We start from the raw sequence: 21,093 nt of genomic DNA on the forward strand, positions 1-21,093 counted from the left end.
CCATCCCCGAGGAGGACCACCAGCGGATCACATCAGTCCACAGGTAACCCAGCACAAAATCAAAAATTTTATTTTCCGAGATGGAATCGTGACATTAATTGCAACTGCCTCTAATGACGTGGCATAAATATTTCTTATATTTGCCCCAATTAGAAGAATATATATGTAATGGCATTTAATTCCCCTTTCATCTGGTGAAATGGAATGGATGTCGAATGCGTCCCTCAAACAGTTTCAAATCTACATCAAGAGACCTACAACCCCAATTCTGAGAAGGCCACACCTGTACTGAGATACCCGGGCGGGAAACAACGGCAGGTATTATATTTTGATCATCTTCTTCCGGATGCTGACTCCATCTCCGGCAGGTATGTGGAACCCTTTGTCGGAGGTGGTGCAATCTTCTTCCACACAAACCCGCGGGTCGCCGTTCTTTCAGATAAAAACCCAGAACTCATCGACCTCTATATCGGTATCCGTGATCATCCCGAAACCGTATGGGAACTCTATCGTACTTTCCCCGACACAAAACAGGGATATTATGCAGTCCGAGATCGTTCCGTTGATGAACTGACCTTACCGCAACGGGCGGCAAGGACCCTGTACCTGAACAGGACCTGCTTCAAGGGGATGTGGCGGCATAACGCGCAGGGCAAGTTCAACGTGGGATATGGAGGTCAGGACCGCCGGTGGGTGATATCAAAAGAGCGGTTATTTGAAGTCTCCCTCCACCTTTCGCGGTCCACTCTCTGTTGTAGCGACTTCGAACCCATAATCGACTCATGCAGCGCCGGCGATTTTCTGTTCCTCGACCCCCCCTATCGACCCGGAGAAAGGGACCTGCTCAACGATCACTACACCTTCGGCACGTTTCGATACGACGACCAGATCAGGCTGGCTCAGGCTCTTCACCGCGCATCAGAACGCGGCGTGCAATGGCTCATGACCAACTCCTCACACGAGGACATAACCAGACTGTATGAAGACTGTCAGTGCATTTCTCTCCTGAAAGGGACCGGAAAAATCCCCGGGCACCTTGCAGAACACACGGAAGAAGTGGTCATAATGAACACGGAGACAGATTAAATGGGAATTAACAGCTTATGTGGCGATGCACCACTGGACAACAACCCCATCCAGTGCTTTAAGGAATTCATGGAGCAGCAAACGGGATATAAAAAGGCCCGAGAATACAAGAAATGGCGGTTTGTGGGATATGTACTCGAACTCGGATATTCCTCTGCCACCATTATCACCTCAGATCCCTACAAAATTGCTGTCGGCGGCATACCCAGAAACTCCCTGCTCATCATGGTCCCCCGCAACTACACCGAACTCCCCCTCCATTTCACACTCCTTCGTGTCCTTGAGTCGGCCCCCACCCCCCTGAGCAGGGAAGTCCAGCAGACCTACTTTGAGTTGCAAAAGCGGTCCATGCCTGAACTCGACGTCTTTACCCAGAGCGAACTGCAGTGGGGCGCTCTCAAAACCGAAGTTCTTGGCATGTTCTACCCGAACCCGGATAATCTGGAAAAAATTGAGTTCTCATCTGACATCAACAACTTCGTCAGCGCCCACAAATATGAGTTATATGCGCCAACTGACGAGGTTCTGCATGTTATCATCAACTCCATGGTCCCCTCTGAAAACTGTTTCCCCATTGGAAAACTTAGACTCACCGAGTGCCGCCTCCCCGTCCCCGGAACACCCTCACCAGATGTTGAAGCCCATGTATCCACCCTTGACTTCATGGGTACACGGACGGCCATGTTCGGGAAAACCCGTCTTGGCAAGAGTAACACCATTAAAATCATTGCTCAGAGTCTCATCGAAACAACGCAGGAATCCAAGAGCGTGGGTCAGATCATCTTTGACATCAACGGAGAGTATGCAAACGACAATCCCCAGGATGGAAGTACATCCCTGAAGAGTGTGTATACAGAGCGGTGTGAGGTGTACTCATTCAATCCCCGTCCCAATAGTGGTGCAAAGGTACTGAAGATAAACTTCTATGAGCACCCGGATCGATCTCACCAGATTCTGGATAATCTCCTGGAGAAAGACGGGCAAAATTCTAACTATATCAAAGGGTTCAGAACCACAGAAATACCCTCCATCGAATCCCTTGAGGTAATTACAGACAGAGGAGACAAAAAACGGGCACAAAGGCGGATTCTTCTCTACTGGGCAATCCTACATAGTGCAGGATTCAAGGCAGATGAAGAGGCGCTTAATCATAAGCTCAAAAAAATTAGTCACACTGCATCAAGCTCCTTTGATCCGCAGTATAATAAAGAATTGCGAGAGGCAGTATACAAATCAGATAATCCACCAAAGATTGAGACATTGGATGATCTTGTCACCGAACTCGAAAAAATCCAGGAATATATCAAAGGAACAAAACAGGATGATCCCTTACTCAAGTCATCAGGCAGTGGAAAAACCCTCTTCGACAGCGAAGACCGTGCATTACTCAATTTCTTAAAACCAAATGTGGGATCAGGACCGCGCGTCATCTACTCATATAAGTTCTATCATGATGCCAATGCCGGGAACATCTTCAAGGATATCATCGAGGAGGTCGACAACGGAAAAACGATCATTCTTGACCTTGGAAATGCCGATCCACGCGTCATGACCTATTACTCCGATGAACTCAGCTGGGAGGTCTTCAGGCACCAGACAGAAAAATTCACAACAAACGCATTGGGAGAGCACTATGTCCAGCTCTACTTCGAGGAAGCGCACAACCTCTTCCCCCAAAACGATGATGTGACGACAATATACTCCCGTCTTGCCAAAGAAGGAGCGAAATACCATATCGGCATGGTCTACTCCACTCAGTCCCCCAGCACAATCAACAAAGACCTCCTTGCACAAACAGAGAATTTCTTCATCGCCCACATGTCCTCCCGCGATGAAGTGAAAACACTTGCGAAACTGAATGTTGCCTATGAAAACCTGCAGGAGGATATTCTCCAGACAAAAACACCGGGTTATGTGCGCATGTTAACCCGTTCACACCGTTTTGTTGTGCCTGTCCAGGTCCGGAAATTCTCTCCGATCTCACGCAAGGGGGCATAAGCACTATGCCATATCAGGGTGGATCTCGGTTACCGGGGGAACATTCAAGCAGGACCGCTCATCTGGAGGTACTCCAGAGTCCTCTGGTGAAGATGTTAGTAGAGAGTTTTAAAAAACCGACTGCATCAGAGGAATACAGAGATCCGGGTTGGGTCACACTGCCAGAAGGGGGTAAACCCCTCAAGTACATTTTTGGCGTGGACGGTTCGTATCAGACCGTACGCTCGGACACATCGCCGTATTCATCAATTGGTTTCGTGAAGACCGCCCTCATGAAGTTGGACACGCACGCTCTTTCAAAACTGGATAAAGAAAACCCCCATCCTCTTATGGTTCAGGATATTCTCCAGGATTCTGTGGTGTATCATGCAACCGCATTTCCCCTCCAGAATGTCTGGGTTCCCGGCATGAACAATTATCACGCAATTCGGAAGATCGTGTACGAATCCATCAAAGACAAGTCGTCCCATATGGAGGGCGAGGTCATGGAGACCTTCAAATGGATAGTATACGAAAAGTGGAGCGGAAAAAAGAAGGAACTACCCGTTTTTCAATGTCCCCATTGTCATCAAAATGTTGCCACTCTTCCCTATGATAGTGAAAAGGGTTTTTGTGAGAATTGCAAGAATGAAATCTATATTACCGACATGCTCGGTTTTCATCTGGACATGGGGGACGACACCGCCCCGGAAGGTATACCTTCCACATATATGACCATTCATGAAACTCTGCTGTTGTTCACAGCAATACACTACTTTTGGGAACACCAGCGAAACCTCATTTCACAGTGTCTTTTTGTGAAGGATGGGCCTCTTTCTGTTCGTGCCCAGTACTCCAAACTTGTGGAGCCCATTCGGAGGTTCCTGGCATATGCCCGGGATCAGGGGTATCCTGTGCACATAATTGGGCAGGAAAAGTCAGGAACTTTTTTTGACCATCTCAAGTTCATTGAAAGAGATGCTCCTGCAAATTCAATGTTCCTTCCCCAAGACCACTACATAAAAGGACAGATTCAGCATCGCCCTCTCGATGGAGCGGAATATGGGAAGGACACAAATTATGGTGCCAAGGTGTTCCTAAAAATTGATGACTACACTACCATGGTATTGAATGTGCCCTTTGGCGATTTTACGGCAAATCCTCACCCTGAAGACCTCATCGGATTGAAAAATATTGTTGCAACAATACCTCAGATCATCAGTTACCGACATGAAGGGGGGTTGATTCCCATAGAACTTGCACATGGAGTCGTGTCTCTGTCAACCTACCCCTCAGCTCGCATTCTCAAGTTGTTCACCGATTCGTGTCAGAACGGGACTGGGTCGTCATGACGAAGTTGAATCTCTCCCATTTTCTCTCTCCATCATCACCACATTCCTCAGTGTTCCATACCGCCTTACCCACCCTTCTGGGAAATACCTCTCAGGGGACCCAAGATTCTCTCATTCAAATACTCCCTCCCCAACCCCCCCCATAACATCCGCAAAATCCCCCACCTCAAGGTAGAAGATCCGCAGCCGCCGCGGGTACGCGTCCTCCCATCCCTCCGCCACCTCCAAGATCCCGCGGTGGTCCCCGTTCCCGTAGGCGATCGTCCCCACCTCCTCCCACTGGTTTCGCCGAGCGAGGGAGAGCACGACCCAGGTGAAATACTCAGTATGCCGGGAATACCCAACCTCGACCCGTTCACGCACGGCGAGGAGAGAGGCCGCACTGCCTCATCGTCTCCCTGCACCGACAAAAGACCACCATGCCATCGAGGTTGTCCACGTGGTTGGCGATCGAGTCGTGCTCCAGGGAGACGAGGACCCTGGTGCAGCGCCTCACGTGACAGGACGGCCGCCGGCATTGCGACGCGAAAAGATCCGGGGCCACCCAAAAATACCCCCCCTGGCCTCCTTCTTTTGATCCGATCCTGACGAGGCATGCAATCAGCCATCTGGTCCCTCTCGCCCGGCGCATCCGCAAGGTATATATTCGCCGCATGCTAGTATGAGTATACTGTGACAACACGTAGAGAAAAAATGGATAACTCCACTACTATACGACAAACTGCAAACTGCAGAGGGGAGAGACCATGACCCCCACAACACCCCTCAAAAACCTTCTCATCGGGGGAAAAATCCTCCGCGGCGCCCACACAGGGAAACCCACCTCAGAGAGCGACCCCCTGTACCCGGTGGTGGGCATCAGGGCGCTGGCTGAGGACGGCACCGTCGACCACGACAACGTCGAGCACCTCGCGGTCAGGAACGAGACTGACATCGAGCGTTCCCGCATCCAAGCAGGCGACGTCCTCCTCTCGATGCGGGGGCAGTTCCGCGCAGCCCTTGCCGACGAAAAGTGCGAGGGCCATATCCTCTCCCAGAACCTCGTCATCCTCAGGTTCAGGGAGGAGGCCGACGCAGCCCTGATGGTCGAGTACTTCAACAGCCAGCAGGGGAGGGACGCCCTCGCCGCCCTCTCCCGCGGGACGGCGCTGCCCCTCCTCTCCATCATGGCCCTGGAGACGCTGGAGGTCCCGGCCCTCGGCGGAGCAGACCGGGAAGACCTGGCCGCGTGCCTGGCCGCATACCGGGAGTACGAGGCCCTCGCACACGAGGAGGCGGAGCTGACAGCGCAGATCAGAGACGCACTGGTCGCGGAGTACCTGGGGGTGCGGCAGTGACCGACCTTGAGTCCCGGGCGTTCAGAGAGAGCGTATTTCATATCGTCTCCCTGCTCCAGAGCGACCTCGACGCACGAGACCACCCGAAGGCCCTCACCAGTCTCCTCGCCCTCAAACGCGCGGCAGACCTGAGGGCCGCAGGCGACCTCACCGGCTTTCTTGCCTGCGCCCCGGTCTGGGACGAGATACGCACCGCACAGAGTCCGGGGGAAGCGTTGACCGCGGCATATTCCCGTCTGGAAGAGGCACACCCCGGTGGAGAGACCTGGTTCGACGCCCTGATATTCAGCCCGAAGAGGGACAGTCTCTGGAGGGAGGTCGCCGCCATCATCTCGGAGTTCTCATTCCAGGACACCGACCCCGGGGCCTTCTCCGAGATGCTCCTCCAGTTCTACCGCGAGGGCCCCGGCTCCTTCGAGACCCCGCACGACCTTGCCCGCCTCCTCGCCGGCCTGCTGGCGCCGGAGAGAGGGGCGTCCGTCCTCGACCCCTTCTGTCAGGACGGGACGGTCCTGACCGAGGCGGCCAGAGAGCACGGGACGAGAGGCATCACCCTCTACGCCCAGACCCCGAACGACCACAGCAGGCTGGTCACGGCCCTCAACCTCCTCGTGCACAACTGCCCTGACGTGCACATCGCCACCGGCGACCCCATCCTGACGCCATCGTTCGTGCAGGACGACCGGCGCCTCACGCTCTTCGACCGGGTCGTCGGCACCGTCCCCGCGGGTGCCATGGACTGGGGGTCTGAGGTCCTGCAGCACGACCCCTATGTCAGGTTCATCTACGGCGTCCCGCCGCGGACGAGCAGGGACTTTGCGTACCTCAGCCACGCCATCGCCTCCCTTGCCGACGGCGGGAGGCTGGTGGCCGTCGTCCCGGCGGGCATCCTCTTCAGGAGCGCGAGGACGGAGAAAAAGATCCGGGCGAACATCATCCACAAAGACCGCGTCGAGGCGGTCATCGCCCTGCCGCCCCGGATCTTCCCCGCGACGGCGGTGCCGTTCGCGGTCCTCGTCATCGCCACGGGCAAGGCGGCGGAGAGGCAGGGCAGGACGGTCTTCATCGACGCAACCGGGTTGTTCCTGGCGGGGAGGGGGCGGAACATCCTCAGAGACGAGGACATCACGACAGTCCTTGACGCCTACACCTCCTTCAAAGAGATCGAGGGCTTCAGCGCCGTGGCGACCACCGACGAGATCGCGGAGAACGACTTCACCCTGGAGGTCTCGCGCTACGTCCTCCCCGTGGAGGAGAAGGTCGAAAAAATCGACCTCGACGCCACCCTCGCAGACCTCGACGAGGTCAGGAGAAAGAAGGCGGAGGCCCTCGACCGTTTCCTGGCGAGCGTCGCACGCCTGAAGGAGACGCGGAGATAGACAGGACCGGAGGCTGACTATGTGAGAGGCACATGCTAGAAGTACCGGAGGTGCCGCTTAGCGAGGCACCGAGAGACGAATCGACAGAAGACAGCATATAACGATAATTATGACCGAAAAAAGGATTACCTATACCGGAGGCGCCGCCTGGAGGGTGCCTTCAGCGGAAAAGAAGAGAAAACAGAGCGCACACCCGCACAAAAGGACGTGGCCTGCATGACACCGGACGACGACGAAAGCCTCAGGTCGGCACATGAGAAGATGACCCTGATGAGCCGCACGGCCTTCCATGACATACTCAATCTGGCCTCTGCGGCCCGGGAATACGATGAGTTTATCGCCGGCGAGCTGCGGAAATACCCCGAACTGTACAGGCACCATATGTGCATGATGAGAGTGGTGGGCGGCATACAGTGGAACGCCGAGACCGCCGGGTCCTACCTGAGCCAGGGTGTACCCCCTTCGACCTGGCTCCCCCTCCAGGACGTGGTCGGGGAAGCAGCGGCCGCAGTCCCCCACGACCATGTCGACCTCGTGGTCGACGTCGGAAACGCCGAGGTCTACGCCGATGAGCTGTTGAAGAAGGTGTTTTTCTGCCTGGTCGAGAACGCGCTGTCCCATGGCGGAAAGGTCTCGAAGATTGAGATCGCATTCTCCGAAGACGAGGCCGGGGGCAGGATCACCGTTGTGGACGACGGCTGCGGGATCCCCGCACAGAACAAGTCCCGGATCTTCGGCCAGGGCTTCGGGAGCCACACGGGCATGGGCCTCTTCTTCACCCGGAGGGCCCTGAGCATCCTCAGGTTCTCGATCCGGGAGAACGGGAGGGAGGGGTATGGTGCCCGGTTTGAGATCCGAGTCCCCCCGGGGTTGTACCACTCCCGCAGGAACACCTGATATTTTCGTCGGTACGGAAGGTCGGAGGCCCTGATCCCGCCGGGAGCACGGGCAGAACATAACGTGAGGTGGATTATGGAAGGATCAAACAGTAGCGGACGCGCCGTCTCTATCGGCGCAGGAAGGGGAGGAGAACAGGACGTCGCCGGAGGGCAGGCCCATGCCTGAGGGTGACTGCAATTGCGGCCCCACCGCCATCCCCTGCTTCGGGCAGGTGGTCAGCGGGTTGTCGGCCGACTTCAGGGACGGTTTTCTGCCGGAGGCAGTGGGCCGCAACCCCGCGGAGGAGTGGGAGATCTACTGCGGTGTCCGGTCCCTCCTCCCGAAGGAGCCGCGGTGCACGGCCACCGCCTTTGTCCGCCGCTTTATCAAAAATGCGGGGCTGGCGCCCGCCGAAGAGCACGCCGTATATCTCGCCAGGGCTGCGGCGGTCGTCGGCGTCCTTGCCCGGCTGGACAGCACCCTCTTTGAAGATGATGAGGTGCCCCGGAAAAAGAAAAACCTGTTCACCCGAGGGCTTGAGATGGCCCTGTGGCGCGGCGAGGACGATGCCGGACTCCCGTTCCCCGGAGCGGAGGAAGTGTGCAGCACCCTCCTGGGTGTGCCCTCCGGGAGCGGGGAAAAGAACCTGCGGGGCATGGTCATCGTCCGGGGGGTGTACCGCATGATGAGGAGGCACTACCAGGAGGAGGGGGACCTGCCGGCATTCGAGGAGGTCGCAACGGGTTTTGGCATCACCGCGGCGATGCCGCTCTTCCCGCTGTGCTTCCTCACCTGGGCGCAGGTGAAGGCCCTCAGGGACAGGAACGCCGGGTTGATGGACACGACACCCGGAGAGAAGGCGGACTGAGGGCCATGCCCCTTGCAATCCTCGAGTGCGTCCCGAAGGGCGACGGCAGGCAGGAGGGGCAGATGCTCTCCGGGTTCCTCCGCATGGGAGGGCCGGAGGTGGCGTCCCTCTTCACCTTCTCCACCCGGAGGGACCTGACCGCGTTCCTGGAGGACGGTGCGGGCCTGCAGGGCTACAGCCACGTCCACCTGAGCGGGCACGGGAGGGCGAGAGGGGTCGGCGTCCCTTACTTTAAACTGCCCCGCGGGCGGATGTTCGCGGAGGACTTCCCGGAGGGGTGCTTTGCGGGGAAGGCAGTCGCATTCTCGGCATGCGAACTGGGCCGGCGGCGTTTCATCGACCCGTTCAAGAGGCGGACCGGGGCGCGGGTCGTCGTCGCCCCGCAGAGGAAGGTCCTGTTCCTGGACGCGGCAGTCTGGTTCGTGCACTACTACTATTTTCTGCTGCAGCACGGGACCATGGACGTAACGGCCTTCGAGAGGACTGAGGCGTCTCTCCGGCTGTACGTGAGAGGGGCGTTTCGGTACATGTGAGGGGAGGGCCGTCCCCGTACGGTCAAACACAATCCCTCCCCGGACCGGGCCAACCCGTCGCCGTGACCAGATAGACCTACCACAAAAAGAACGACAGAGACATTTCACCCACCATGACCGAATGAATTATCAGAAGAGAGGCTGATAGAACCAGATGATCTCATGCACGACCTCATCAGGGCTATCCTCCTCCGGCATAAAAACAAGGGGATCACCCTCGGCGATCTGGACACCCTCCTCAAAGGCGATGGGATCAATCTCTTCGCCGACACCGAGAGGCAGAAGCAGTTCATCGACACAGTCAGGGACCTCATCCAGGCGGGCGTGCTCGTCCCCCTCAAGAGCGCACGGCCGCTCACCGGGTACGGGGGGCTCCCCGACAGGTACACCATCAGGCAGAACCTGCTCGCAGAGAAGGAAACACCTCTCTCCGCGGAGCACAAAAACGAACTCATCTCCCTCCCCCGCCCGATGTCCATCGATTACTATGCAAAACATGCAGACGACTATCGCAGGGACAGGGAAGCCGTCCTCAGGATCAGGGACCTGATCGAAGGAGGCGGCGACGAGGTGCTGACCGTCAACGAACGCTCCTACGAGATCTTCGGCGACGAGAAGGCGATCGATGAACCCCGGCACGCAGCAGTCGACGGCGAGGCCGTGCTCAGGAACCTCGGCCTGACACTCGCAGACATCAGGGCGAAAAAGGTGTTTGAACCCTTCTTCTACATTGAGAAGGGCTTCGGCACACAGCAGGGGAAAACAAAGAGGACAGTCCTGATCGTCGAGAACAAGGACACCTTCTGGACCCTGCAGCAGGCGGTGACCGCAGGAGAGTTCGACGGCATCACCCTCATCATCTACGGGGAGGGGAACGCGATCCAGAAAAAATTCGAGTACATCGAAACCGTCGGCGGGACGCGGGACGACCTCTATTTCTACTTCGGGGACATCGACAGGGAGGGCATCGCCATCTTCAACCGCTTGCAGGAACGCTACCCCGACTACGGCATCAGGCCTGCCACCTCCCTCTACACCGCTGTCCTGAAGAAGGCGGGATACCGGAATGCTCACCCTCTCAGGAAAGACCAGAAGAGAGGCCAGTTCTCGTTCTCCCCCTTCATCGACGCATTTGACGACGAGAGCAGGGCGGCGATCGAGTGGATCATCAACAAAGGGAGATATCTCCCGCAGGAGGTCCTCACCGCCGTCGACCTCAGGAGGATGAAGGCCCTTGGACTATCAGAGACATTGTAAAGATATCAACGAACGCATGGAGCACCTGGTGTGCTTCTATCCTTTTTTTAAGGCCTATGCCCAGAAGAGGGACTATGACGCACCCTCCCTCGCCCTTGGCGTGCTGACATTTCTCATCGAAAAAGGCCGTCTCCAGGGCCGCACCGTCAGGCCCGACGAGGTTAGGGAATACATCGAAGGAATGATGAAAGAGATGTACCCCGGGCAGACATTCGACTACCAGGAGGTGACACGGACAGTGCTTGGCGACCTTGAGACCACCCCCGGTGGCGAACTCTACCGCTTCCAGTACCGCGACCCGGTCAGAAAACAGCAGGTCAACCGCTATGTCCACCTCGTCGAGTACACCGTGAGCGAGGGCGCCTACCAGATCACCGACGCCGGTCTCGAGTTCATGATCACCATCAAGGAACTCCCCGAAGAGTCCAGGGTCACGGTCGCCCTCATCCTCTTCAAAAAGCAGATCGAGAGCGGGTCCTTCAGGAACGCCCTGGAGACGGTGAGGAACCTCAACCTCGAAGTCTACCGGAAAAAGGGAAAAAGACAGGCCCTGATCGACAGCATGATCTACGGCGACCCCGGCGTCGTGGAGATATACACCGCTTACACGAGGGACGTCATCTCCCAGCTTGAGCAGGAAGAGGAACTCTTCCGCCAGGTCCAGAAAACCCTCCAGGAGATCGCAGGGGACACAAAGAGGATCACCGATCACTCCCGTTCCCTGGGTGACGAAGAGGACTTCATCACCATCAAGGAACTCGAAGATGAACTGTACCGCGGCTACAGTCTCCATAACAAACTCCTCGAAGACTACACCACGATCCCCGCGGAGTATGAACGGATCTCGAAGATCAGGCTACACTCCCTCTTTGACCGCCGTTACCAGTTCCAGAAAAACCTTGAAAACCACATCCAGGCCAACCTCCCCAATGAGGTACATGTGGTGGAGATGCTCCCCCTCCTCCTCCCTGACCCGGGGAAAACATTCAGTCTCTGCAAACTCTTCGAGCCGCAGACTATCATCGGGAAAAAGGCAGAGGTTGCGGAGACACGGGTGAAAGAAGAGTGGGGCAATGCAAAAAAATCGCCCGACGAGATCATGCACGATAGGCAGGTGACGGCCTTCACCGCCTATGCGTCCGTGCTCCTCGACGCCCTCCGGGACGGCGGACGCCTTGACCTGCCCGGGTTCCTGGACCTGGTCCTGGCACGGTACGGGGACGAGGGAATGGACCACATCGACCTGATCCCCTTCCTGATCGAGTTGAACAAGGGCGTGCGGCAGGACGAAAAAGAAGCGTACGAGACTGTCTTCGACCTCCACGCACCAGAAGAACGGCAGGGCGTGATCGAGAAGGCCCTGGTCTCTGCTGCGACCGAAAAGAAGGCCGGGATCGACACGATCCGGGTCAGGTCCAGGCCCGAGATCCGGGTGCCGCTCACCGATGAGAGAGACGTGTACGTCTCGTACCTTGACTTTATGGGAGAACGACAGAATGAAGTTTGACGAAGAAAATCTCGGGGTCGCCCTTGAGATCTTCTCTTCCATCCTGAAGAACGGGTCGGTCACACGCACTGACCACCCCCGCGAATTTTTACGGTACGACCAGGAGGTCGAGGTGAGGGAGGCGCTGGAAATCTGTGCAAGAAAGCAGGGACTGGTCCTGTGCAGGTACCACGATGCCTTCTATCTCAGCCCCGGCATAAACAACCCGGTCTTCGGCCTCTCGAACACCGAGATCAAGCAGGCCCTGGGGATCGGGTTCAACAACCCCGAGATGTACACGGCATTTTTTATCATGCACGTCCTCATCGCCGAGTTTTACCGGGACTCCACCCGCGAACCCTACCTGGAGAAAGTGTACACCAACCGTCTCCTTGAGGTGGTCGAGACGAAGATGAAGGCAATGGAAGGGCTCAAAGACCTGGAGAAGACCAGCGAAGGCCACCAGTTCAACTTCAAAGTGATCGCCGAGACCTGGAACAAACTCCCCCCGGTCGAATTCAGGCCAGACGATCCCGACGAGATCAAACAGCGCGGTATCGGTTCAAAGAACGCCCTGGTCAACAGCACCATCGCCTTTATGGAGAAAAACCAGCTTGTCAGGGAGAACGACGGGGCGGTCTACCTCACCCCGCGGTGCAAGGCGATCATCGCCGGGACATACAGCACCGAGGAGGTCCAGGCCAACGTGCGGGCCTTCATCGAGGGGCTTGGCGAGGCCGGGGAGGAAGACGATGCCTAAACTCAGAGAGATCAGAGTCGTGAACGCCCAGTTCGACGACGGGAGGGGCATATACGAGGACTTTACGATGCCCTTCTATGGCCGGAACGCCACCTATGAACTGAGGAACGGCGGAGGGAAGTCGGTCCTGCTGATGCTCATGCTCCAGTGCGTCCTCCCCAACACCTCGCTGGATCCAAACCACCCGTTCAAGGATATGTTCCGCGGCGGCGATCAGAACCGCACCACGCACGTCCTTGCCGAGTGGGAACTGGAAGAGGGCATTGCAGAGAAAAAATATCTCCTGACAGGTTTTTGTGCGAAGAGGAGGTCGGACCAGGACGAGGGAGAAAAAAACGACGGGATCAAGTACTTCTCCTATATCCACCTCTACGACGGGCCAAACGACCTCGACCTCGAACACATCCCCCTTTGCCGGAGGGAGAAAGATGAGTTCGTGGTCAGGGACTATGCCGACACCCTGAAAATGCTCAGGGAAAAGGCAAGGGCAGGCTACGACATCTGGGCCACTGAAACCAGAAAGGAGTACCTGGAAAAGATCAGGACCTACTGTCTTCTCGAACCCGAATGGGAGTTCATCAAACAGATCAACAGGCAGGAAAATTTCCTGAAGTCGTATTTCCGGGATTTCAGGTCCTCACGGACGCTTGTGGAAAAACTCCTGATAAAAACGATCGAGAGGTGCCTCCAGCATAAACAATCGCTCCGGACCGGAGAAGAGACAGACGGATCAAACGAGAAATATCTTGCTGACGCCCTCTATCAGTGCCAGGAAGAACTCACAAGGTTGCAGGAGGAGCAGAAATGCCTGCACGACTATGAACGCCTCCTGGACGGGATCACCGCCCTGCAGGAGACAAACCAGGAGGTGATCGGGTCGTTCCAGGCATTCGAGGAGTCGAAAGAGAGGGCCGCATCGCAGTACGCCGCACACCGGGACGCACTCGCCCGCAAGGAGGAGGAGATCCGTGACCTCACGGAGAGGGCCGCCGGGAAAGAGGCGGAACTCCGCTCCATAGAAACCGAGATCGAGAGGACCGGGCTCATCGTGCAGAACGTCCGGGTCAATCTCCTCAGGCAGGACCTTGAAAAGGCCGGAGAGGAGAAGACACACCTCAAAGAGGCGGTGGCGGCACAGGAACACAAGGTGAAATGTGCACGGGCGGTGAACAAGTATCTCCGGTACAGGGAGGCGCTTGCAGAGATCAGGAAATACGAGGAGGACATCGAGAATACAACACGCGGTCACCAGGAGGTCTTCACCCGGCTCCAGAGACTGGGAAAGACGCTCCTCGCCCATTCTCTGCGGGAGAAGCAGAGGGTCGCCGACGACCTCCGGAGAGGAGAGGAGGAGGAGGAAGCCCTCAGAGAGGCGAACACAAAACTGACCGAGGCCCTCGGCACCATCAAGGAGAAGATCGAGGGGAACAGACGCGAAATTTCTAATGTAGAGCGGCAGATCGCGGGACTGGACGAGGAGGAGGCAGACCTCCGCCAGAAACATAACCTATGCCCCCGCGTCGATGCAGGGCTCTCCGACCATGTCCCCACTCTCATCGAGGCGACGGAGAGGCGTATCACACGCGAAAATGAGGCCTGTGCTCTTCTCTCTGCAGAGATCGAAAAAAGAGCGATGCGGCTCACAAGAAACGAGGCGTCAGGAGAGGGACTGAGAGAGCAGATTGCTCTAAGGAACCGGGACATCGAGCGGGTGAAGAGGGAGGTGGAGGCCTGTACTGCCGAAGAGCAGGCGGCACACCAGGTCGCCAGCCTCTACGGGATGGACGGGGTCGAGACCTGCCGTGCACATCTCACCGACCGTATCAATGAACTGCAGGAATCTCTGAGAGACCTGAAAGATCGTCGCGCTTTTCTGGAGAAGGAGCTGGAGGGTGTACTGCACTACGGCGTCGCCCTGAACAGGGACACTCTGGACGCCCTCGACACCCTGCGCGAGAAATATGCGGAGGTCATGAGCGGTGCCGGGTACCTGAAAGGTCTCTCCGGCGAAGAAAGAAAGGAGACTTTGGCCAACGCTCCCTGGCTTTCAAAGGCCATCCTCCTCCTCCCCGGGGACTACGAGGCAGTTGTCCGCAGTCCCTCCGTCCTCCCGGCCCGTGTCCAGGACGCATCGGTCATCATCACCAGTTATGGTCATCTCAGGGATAAGAGGCCCCTCACCCTCGGCGACGTCTATATCCCGTCCAGACCGCAGGAACACACTCTCCGCCTTCTCGACAGTGACCGCGAGGCAGAACGCCTCAGGAAGGAGATCGACGGCATCAACGATGAGATTGGTCGGACCGGGGAGGATCTGAAGGGCGCCGGGAAAGACGAAGAGATTCTCTCGAAATTTATCCACAAGTTCTCTGCAGGATACCGGGAGGAGAAAGAGGCCGAGGTCCAGGGATATGCGAATGCACGGGATGAAAAGGTCGCCCGGCATGCCGCCGTGCAGAAAGAGATCGAGGACGACAAAAACGCCCTTCCTGATCTGCAGGCACGCCTGGAGAAAAAAAGAGACGAGGTTGACCTGTTCGAGAGAAAACGTCTCCTGCTTGTAAAAATCCAGGAGATATCAGGGAAGAAGAAAGAGGCCTCCAGCAGTCTGCAGCAGAAAATCCAGTACGGGCAGGAGTGCGAGGCGGCTCTGGAGCAGACCGAGGCCGGTGTCGCCCGGGGCACGCTCGACCTGAAGAACAAAGAGCAGGCGAACAGACAGGTGCAGGCCTATCTCCGGACGGTGACGGGGGCATGTGCGGAGTACCGGGCCTATGAGAAGGATGAGGTCGACCTTCTCCCTGACACCGACGTCTCACGACTCACGGCCGACTACCAGGCCGCAAAGGATGCGGTCGACGGGGTCAACACAAATATCGGCCATGTCCGGGAAATGATCGCCAGAGACAGACGTGAGGCCGAGAGTGCACTGGCCGACATCAGGAATGCACAGGTCTCCATCGCCGAGATCGAAGCCCGTGACCCCCAGGAACCCGTCCCCGACGAGGCCATCAAGGTGCTGAAAGGCGGGGTGCAGGCCCTTCTCGGTCCCCTGAAGAAGGCAACGGAAAGGTATGAGACCGTAGAGGGAGACTACCGCTTTGCGTCCCACGTCCTGGAGAAAGCGGAGGATGTCTTCAACAGCCACGCCCCTGAGCCCTATCTCCGGGACCCGGCCCTCCTCGACGCCTCCCCCTTTGAAGCGGACCTGGAGAGGCTGGAGGACGCACGTGTGCGTACCCGTGACGAGATCGCGGCCCTGCACAGTGCACGCACGGAGGCTGAGGACGAACGGAGGGACCTGGAGAGCCAGTTTCAGGGCTATGAGGTGCTCGACGGCGTCTACCATTTTTCGGGGATGACGCCTCGTCCGGCCGGAGACCTGGTCCCCTCTGCTTCTCTCCAGAAGGAACTTGCTTCAAACAATGCCCGGGTTACAAAAAGCAGAAAAAAACTTGAGGCCAGAAAAGAGGAGGTCATCGGAGACCTCGGCGGGGTCACCGTCGCAGTCGAGTTCGTAAACGAGATCAGGACAAAACTCAGGGCGGCAGAGAACCTGGACGGGGCCTGCGCCACCCGCCAGAGTCTGGACGGGTCTGCCGAGATGATCAGGTCGAAGATCGCCATAACCAGGGAAATGGTCGACGGTCTGCGCAACGTCGAGACAAAGATTGTCGCTCAGGCCCTCGGTATAGCGATCCAGTACAGGGACCACCTGAAGAGGTTCCCGGCGGCCTCGAAGATCGAGATCGAGGGGCGGATGTATGAGATGGTGCATATCAATTTCGAGACGTGCGAGTACTCCAGCGAGGTTGCGGAGGGGAGGATGCACCAGTACATCCAGAACCTCACCCGCCAGATCCAGGCCGGGGAGATCGGGCGGGAAGACCTGGAAAAGGCGCTCATGCCAGACCAGCTGGTGGGCCAGGTGCTGGACATGGAGCAGATCACCGTCAAGATACGCAAGATCAACATAGACACTCACCCCTTACAGGAGTGGGAGAAGATCAAGGCCTCCGAGGGTCAGGAGAATACGATGTATATCATCTTCCTCGTGGTCATCATCTCCGCGATCCGGAGTATCGTCGTCGACCGGTATGATATGAAGACTGCAAAGGTGCTCATCGTCGACAATCCCTTCGGGTCGACAGGAGCACACTATCTCTGGGAGAAGATCGGGTCGGTCCTTGAGCGCAACAATGTCCAGATCATCTGCTCCGGGCATAATATCGGTGTCGATGTCCGGGTGTTCTTCCCGGTCAGCCATATCCTCACGGAGGAGAGGTCGGCGTCGGGGAGGACCAGGATCAGTACCAGGTTCACGGTGGCGGGGAAGGAACTGGACCGGCTTGAGCGGCAGAAGTGGGGAGATATCAGGGGTTGGCTCTGAGCGGGGGAAGAAAAACGGGTATGAAATCCCCTCAGCACCGACGGTAGAGATAGTCGTAACCTGCGATCGTCAGCGTCCGGTCAAGAGGGAGTTCGTCCTGACAGAGATGGCCGGGGCAGCGCGTGACGACGTCATGGAGCCATGCCGCACGTCTGGCTCCGCTCCCGCTCCCTGCACCGGGCGATGTTACATGGACGCAGCGAACGTCCGTGTCGCGTGCGTGGTCCCAGAACGCCTCAAACACCTGTTGATAGGGATAGGCAGGTTTTGAGTCAGGCAGCAGGCTCCAGATATGTGTTATCGCATGGCCCTCGACGTATTCCTCAAGTTTTTCTGCAAGGCCATTCTCCTGCCAGTACCTCCACACCGGCAGACCACCGTGGAGTTTCTCGCCCATCATGAGGTCGTAGGTCTTCAGGGGCTCGTTCAGATCGACCAGGCCGTATAATGCCGACACGATGAACAGATGAAGAGATGGATGATCCCCGCGGGCGATGGCGCGGAGTACATCATGCGTCTTCCGATAAAAGTGTCCGTCATAGAGTCCGACGGCCTGGACCGGGGTCCCCGCCTCGTTGAGAATGCCGTCGAGATTTTCCTTTCTCCCCGCGATCTCTGCCGTCTCCCTGATCCGGGACACCAGGCCGGACCGTGAAGATCCCAGGTCAAAAGGGGGTCTGTGGCCCGGCCCTCTCGACGGAGTTACTCTCTTGACCTTGCAGCAGGGGATGAGGATGAGTGCGTCGTCCATGTTCTCTATGTTGGGAGGGAGGACAATCATTTTTTCCCCTGCTGGCCCGTGAAATGCGGCGAACAGTGGGGTACGGGGAACATATTCACGCACCAGAAGCACACCTCATCCCCCACCATGACCGAGAGCACATATCTCAGTTCCTCGTGGTGCGGCCTCCGGTGGTCGGCGTGGGTCCCCTTCGACGAGTTCTCCGATCGAAAGGCCGCCCTCCCGCCCGGACCCGGCGTGTACCGCGTCAGGCCGGTCGACGGCGATTACCTCATGTACATCGGCCAAACCGGCCGGACACTCGGGCAGCGCCTCTCCGAACTCTCGAAATACCGGAAGACACCCGAATTGATGCCGTACAACGACCCGCACACCGCGGCCCCCTCCCTGTGGGCCTGGCGGGATGCGACCGGGATGGACTTTGAGTGTGCGGGCGCCCCGCTCCCCGCGACGGAGGACGCCCGCACCCGCGAGACGGTGGAGAGTTATCTCCTCTGGCAGTACCGCTGTGAACACGGGTCTTCAACGCTCTGCAACTTCGGGCGGTTCCACCCGAACTACCTGAAGTCGAAGGACCTGTCGAGTCGGAAGAGGGGCGGGCGTCTGCCCGAGGGCCGCACCAACCCTGCCGGGGGGCAGAGCCTGCCACCCCTCCATTCTGCCGGTTTGCCGTGCTCGGCCGACTGGATGGGACTGCACTGGACCGAGCCCCGTACCTTACACGGGGGGTCGCCCGACGCTCCGCACGGGCCGGGGGCCTGTACCGGATCATGAGCATGGGGGCTGACGATGTGGTCTATATCGGGCAGTCGGCGAACCTGAAAGCACGGCTGTCCACCCATGCACAGAAGGACTGGGGCGGGATCGAGGCGGCGTATTCGTATGTTGTCTGCCCTGCGGCTATCCTCCCTCACCAGTTGAAGGAGTGGGAGAACGACCTCATCGCCGGGTACTATTGGGAGATGAAGCGGGCGCCGGTGTACCAGTTCGCCAACCGGTGAGGGGGATGGCTCACCACTGCGGCGACGGTTTCCCTCCCCCCACCATCCCCCGACAAAACCCGATCGTCTCCCCGACCTTATTTTTATGGTGGACCTCGGGGTTGATGATGACCGGGTGGTCGAACGTCCCGATCTTTGCACAGATCCTCTCCCACGGGATCGGGTCGCCGACCGACGGGGTGCCGTGCTTCCGGTGGATATGGAAGCCCCGGAGGAAGGCCGGCGGGACCAGGTCGAAGGAGGCGAAGCACCTCTCCTTCGTCACCGTGTGCAGCTGCTGGACGTCGAGCACGCAGCCGAAGGACGCAAGGAGGTCGTCGCCCCTCGCGGCCACGTCGTCGGCAAGTTTTCGGATCTCCCTCCCCTCCTGGATGCACTGCCCTGTCCTGTTCTCCAGCATGACCGCGGGCCGCATGCCGAACGCCCCCTCATAGGCGTCGAGGAGGGAGACGACAGAGCCGATGATGTCCTGGGTGGTGTTCCTGCGGTCGCCGGGGTGGACCTCGATCAGGTCTGCCGGTCTGCCGAGGACGTCAGAGACATCGAGGACCATCTGGACGAACCTCTCCCGCCACCCGGCATCATACCACTTGAGAGGGGCCTGGGCCGAGATCCCGTAGCCGTCGGTGCGCCTGAGGGAGGGCTCGGTGTGGAGGATGGAGTGCGCCTCGTCCCGGAACACCGAATCGCCGTCATACAATTTCTCGATCGCGGCCCTGTCAGGGACGGCGCAGAGGTCGAGGCCGGTGGCCCGCACCTCGGTCCTGTTCTTGATGAAGTCGGCCGGGACCTCGATGTACGCACAGCCATGCTCCCGCGCCAGCCTCCACCTCTCGTCGAAGCCGCCCCTCTGCTTCAGGCTCGCCACATTGGGGTAGACATAGGAGACGGTCGTCATCAAAGGTATGAAAAAGGGTCCGAAGACCTAATATTTTGCTGAATTGTTCCGCAGAGGATTAGATATTGCAAAAAGAGTCTGCCGACTATTTATGTGAGCCACAAATAATTCAGTAAAAGTGCTTCTTTTTCGGAAGAGTTAACTCTCGCCGTTGCGATCGAGAGATATGACACTCTTCGTCGATACCGAAAAAGGAAAGCAGGTGGCCCCCCTCCTCTACAACGCGTTCAGGACGACAGGCATTCTCGGCCGGGTGGATATGCCGGAGGACAGGCCGCCGGCCGGCGTCGAGACGGGATCGCGTGACCACCTCCTCTTCCTCACCCTCGCCGTCTCCCTCGACTACCAGAGGGACGCGTACGCACTCTGGGAGAGCGCCCGGCGCACCTACGAGGACCCGGCGACGCGGTACCTCTTCGACCCGGAGGCAGTGCACGAGGCATCCTACGCACAGGTCTTCGCGGACCTGAAGAAGCACGGGCTCTCGAAGAAGCACAATGACGACACCTTCATCTGGCGCACGGTGGGCATCTCGCTCTCCAAGAAATGGGGCGGGGACCCGCAGAACTTCCTGGCCGACTGCGGCTATGACGGCCCGACGGTCCTCAGGCGGCTGAGAGATGACCGGCACCTCGCCGACGGCCGCATGACCCCGGACTTCCCCTTCCTGCGGGGGAAGAAGATCGGGCCCCTCTGGCTGCGGATGCTCAGGGACAACGCGGGGCTCGCCGCCCTCACGAACCTGGAGAGCGTCCCCATCCCGGTCGACATCCACGTCGCCCGCGCCTCCCTCTGCCTCGGCATCGTCCGCGGCACGTACGAGGGGAGGCTGGAGGATATCTTCGAGGCGATCAGGCAGGCGTGGGCGGAGAGCGTGAAGGGGCACGCGGCCGGCGGGCGGCCGATGATCGCCCTCGACGTGGACGAGCCCCTCTGGAACCTCTCCCGGTCAGGCTGCGGCAGAAGGGATAGGAGGACCGGCCTCTGCCCGCTCAGGGAAGCGTGCGAGATGGGCGCATACTGCGTGAAGGGACGGGTGGAGATCGAGGGGCAGAGGGCGGTGGTGGAGACGGAGAGATCGACCCCGCGATAGACGGTGGGTACAGAAAACCCCTGGCGATTCAGGGGTGATGAAATGCCAGGGTGTA

At 58.2% G+C, this 21,093-nt stretch carries 19 protein-coding genes; 15 read left to right on the plus strand and 4 right to left on the minus strand.

Annotated elements, in window-relative coordinates; translation table 11 throughout:
- Window positions 1–204: 204 nt before the first annotated feature.
- The 3 genes from MEFOE_RS08700 to MEFOE_RS08710 all read left to right on the plus strand — a co-directional run bounded on the left by MEFOE_RS08700 (window position 205) and on the right by MEFOE_RS08710 (window position 4,415).
- A complete protein-coding gene (locus MEFOE_RS08700; RefSeq protein ID WP_083523401.1) occupies window positions 205–1,086 on the plus strand; it encodes a DNA adenine methylase in 882 nt (293 codons plus the stop codon).
- Entirely contained in the window at window positions 1,087–3,084 is a 1,998-nt protein-coding gene (locus MEFOE_RS08705) for an ATP-binding protein (RefSeq protein ID WP_067051145.1), read from the plus strand.
- Window positions 3,085–3,176: 92 nt separating this feature from the next.
- Window positions 3,177–4,415, plus strand: coding sequence for a hypothetical protein (locus tag MEFOE_RS08710; protein WP_235809596.1), 1,239 nt, complete (start codon window positions 3,177–3,179; stop codon window positions 4,413–4,415).
- 111 nt (window positions 4,416–4,526) lie between these two features.
- On the opposite strand, the gene MEFOE_RS08715 is transcribed toward MEFOE_RS08710, so the two are convergent.
- Both MEFOE_RS08715 and MEFOE_RS13760 read right to left on the minus strand, forming a co-directional pair.
- On the minus strand, window positions 4,527–4,721 hold the full coding sequence (locus tag MEFOE_RS08715; protein ID WP_153015917.1) for a hypothetical protein: 195 nt from the start codon (window positions 4,719–4,721) through the stop codon (window positions 4,527–4,529).
- Between the two features lie 49 nt (window positions 4,722–4,770).
- Window positions 4,771–4,959 carry a hypothetical protein gene (locus tag MEFOE_RS13760; RefSeq protein ID WP_153015918.1) on the minus strand — a complete coding sequence of 63 codons (189 nt, stop codon included), beginning with the start codon at window positions 4,957–4,959 and terminating at the stop codon, window positions 4,771–4,773.
- A 202-nt stretch (window positions 4,960–5,161) separates the two neighbouring features.
- Here MEFOE_RS13760 and MEFOE_RS08720 point away from each other — a divergent pair, with 202 nt between their 5' ends.
- The 9 genes from MEFOE_RS08720 to MEFOE_RS08760 all read left to right on the plus strand — a co-directional run bounded on the left by MEFOE_RS08720 (window position 5,162) and on the right by MEFOE_RS08760 (window position 17,304).
- Window positions 5,162–5,752 (plus strand): restriction endonuclease subunit S domain-containing protein, encoded by a 591-nt coding sequence (locus MEFOE_RS08720; protein WP_067051154.1) that lies wholly within the window; start codon window positions 5,162–5,164, stop codon window positions 5,750–5,752.
- Window positions 5,749–7,131, plus strand: coding sequence for an N-6 DNA methylase (locus tag MEFOE_RS08725; protein WP_067051157.1), 1,383 nt, complete (start codon window positions 5,749–5,751; stop codon window positions 7,129–7,131). The genes MEFOE_RS08720 and MEFOE_RS08725 overlap by 4 nt, the downstream gene beginning before the upstream one ends.
- A 216-nt stretch (window positions 7,132–7,347) precedes the next feature.
- Window positions 7,348–8,028 (plus strand): sensor histidine kinase, encoded by a 681-nt coding sequence (locus MEFOE_RS08730; protein WP_067051160.1) that lies wholly within the window; start codon window positions 7,348–7,350, stop codon window positions 8,026–8,028.
- A 160-nt stretch (window positions 8,029–8,188) separates the two neighbouring features.
- On the plus strand, window positions 8,189–8,878 hold the full coding sequence (locus MEFOE_RS08735; protein ID WP_153015919.1) for a hypothetical protein: 690 nt from the start codon (window positions 8,189–8,191) through the stop codon (window positions 8,876–8,878).
- A gap of 5 nt (window positions 8,879–8,883) precedes the next feature.
- Window positions 8,884–9,411: a CHAT domain-containing protein gene (locus tag MEFOE_RS08740; RefSeq protein WP_067051168.1), complete on the plus strand. Its 528-nt coding sequence runs from the start codon at window positions 8,884–8,886 to the stop codon at window positions 9,409–9,411.
- 162 nt (window positions 9,412–9,573) lie between these two features.
- Window positions 9,574–10,668, plus strand: a complete 1,095-nt coding sequence (locus tag MEFOE_RS08745; RefSeq protein WP_067051171.1) for a Wadjet anti-phage system protein JetD domain-containing protein — start codon at window positions 9,574–9,576, stop codon at window positions 10,666–10,668.
- A complete protein-coding gene (locus MEFOE_RS08750; protein ID WP_153015920.1) occupies window positions 10,646–12,175 on the plus strand; it encodes a hypothetical protein in 1,530 nt (509 codons plus the stop codon). Before MEFOE_RS08745 ends, MEFOE_RS08750 begins: the two co-directional genes overlap by 23 nt.
- Window positions 12,165–12,914 carry a DUF6063 family protein gene (locus tag MEFOE_RS08755; protein WP_067051173.1) on the plus strand — a complete coding sequence of 250 codons (750 nt, stop codon included), beginning with the start codon at window positions 12,165–12,167 and terminating at the stop codon, window positions 12,912–12,914. The genes MEFOE_RS08750 and MEFOE_RS08755 overlap by 11 nt, the downstream gene beginning before the upstream one ends.
- Window positions 12,907–17,304, plus strand: a complete 4,398-nt coding sequence (locus tag MEFOE_RS08760; protein ID WP_067051174.1) for a coiled-coil domain-containing protein — start codon at window positions 12,907–12,909, stop codon at window positions 17,302–17,304. Before MEFOE_RS08755 ends, MEFOE_RS08760 begins: the two co-directional genes overlap by 8 nt.
- A 31-nt stretch (window positions 17,305–17,335) precedes the next feature.
- Here MEFOE_RS08760 and yaaA read toward each other — a convergent pair whose 3' ends face one another.
- Window positions 17,336–18,085 carry a peroxide stress protein YaaA gene (gene yaaA, locus MEFOE_RS08765; protein ID WP_067051177.1) on the minus strand — a complete coding sequence of 250 codons (750 nt, stop codon included), beginning with the start codon at window positions 18,083–18,085 and terminating at the stop codon, window positions 17,336–17,338.
- An 87-nt stretch (window positions 18,086–18,172) separates the two neighbouring features.
- Here yaaA and MEFOE_RS08770 point away from each other — a divergent pair, with 87 nt between their 5' ends.
- Both MEFOE_RS08770 and MEFOE_RS08775 read left to right on the plus strand, forming a co-directional pair.
- Window positions 18,173–18,820 (plus strand): hypothetical protein, encoded by a 648-nt coding sequence (locus MEFOE_RS08770; RefSeq protein WP_067051179.1) that lies wholly within the window; start codon window positions 18,173–18,175, stop codon window positions 18,818–18,820.
- Window positions 18,817–19,047: a GIY-YIG nuclease family protein gene (locus tag MEFOE_RS08775; protein WP_153015921.1), complete on the plus strand. Its 231-nt coding sequence runs from the start codon at window positions 18,817–18,819 to the stop codon at window positions 19,045–19,047. Before MEFOE_RS08770 ends, MEFOE_RS08775 begins: the two co-directional genes overlap by 4 nt.
- Before the next feature lie 10 nt (window positions 19,048–19,057).
- Here the strand turns inward: MEFOE_RS08775 and MEFOE_RS08780 are convergent, their stop codons facing one another.
- A complete protein-coding gene (locus MEFOE_RS08780) occupies window positions 19,058–19,945 on the minus strand; it encodes a hypothetical protein (RefSeq protein ID WP_067051190.1) in 888 nt (295 codons plus the stop codon).
- Between the two features lie 166 nt (window positions 19,946–20,111).
- On the opposite strand from MEFOE_RS08780, the gene MEFOE_RS08785 reads away from it, so the two are divergent.
- Window positions 20,112–21,038 carry a hypothetical protein gene (locus MEFOE_RS08785; protein ID WP_067051193.1) on the plus strand — a complete coding sequence of 309 codons (927 nt, stop codon included), beginning with the start codon at window positions 20,112–20,114 and terminating at the stop codon, window positions 21,036–21,038.
- Window positions 21,039–21,093 lie beyond the last annotated feature (55 nt).

The sequence above is a fragment of the Methanofollis ethanolicus genome, assembly GCF_001571385.1.
In the GTDB taxonomy this organism is placed as follows: Archaea; Halobacteriota; Methanomicrobia; order Methanomicrobiales; family Methanofollaceae; genus Methanofollis; species Methanofollis ethanolicus.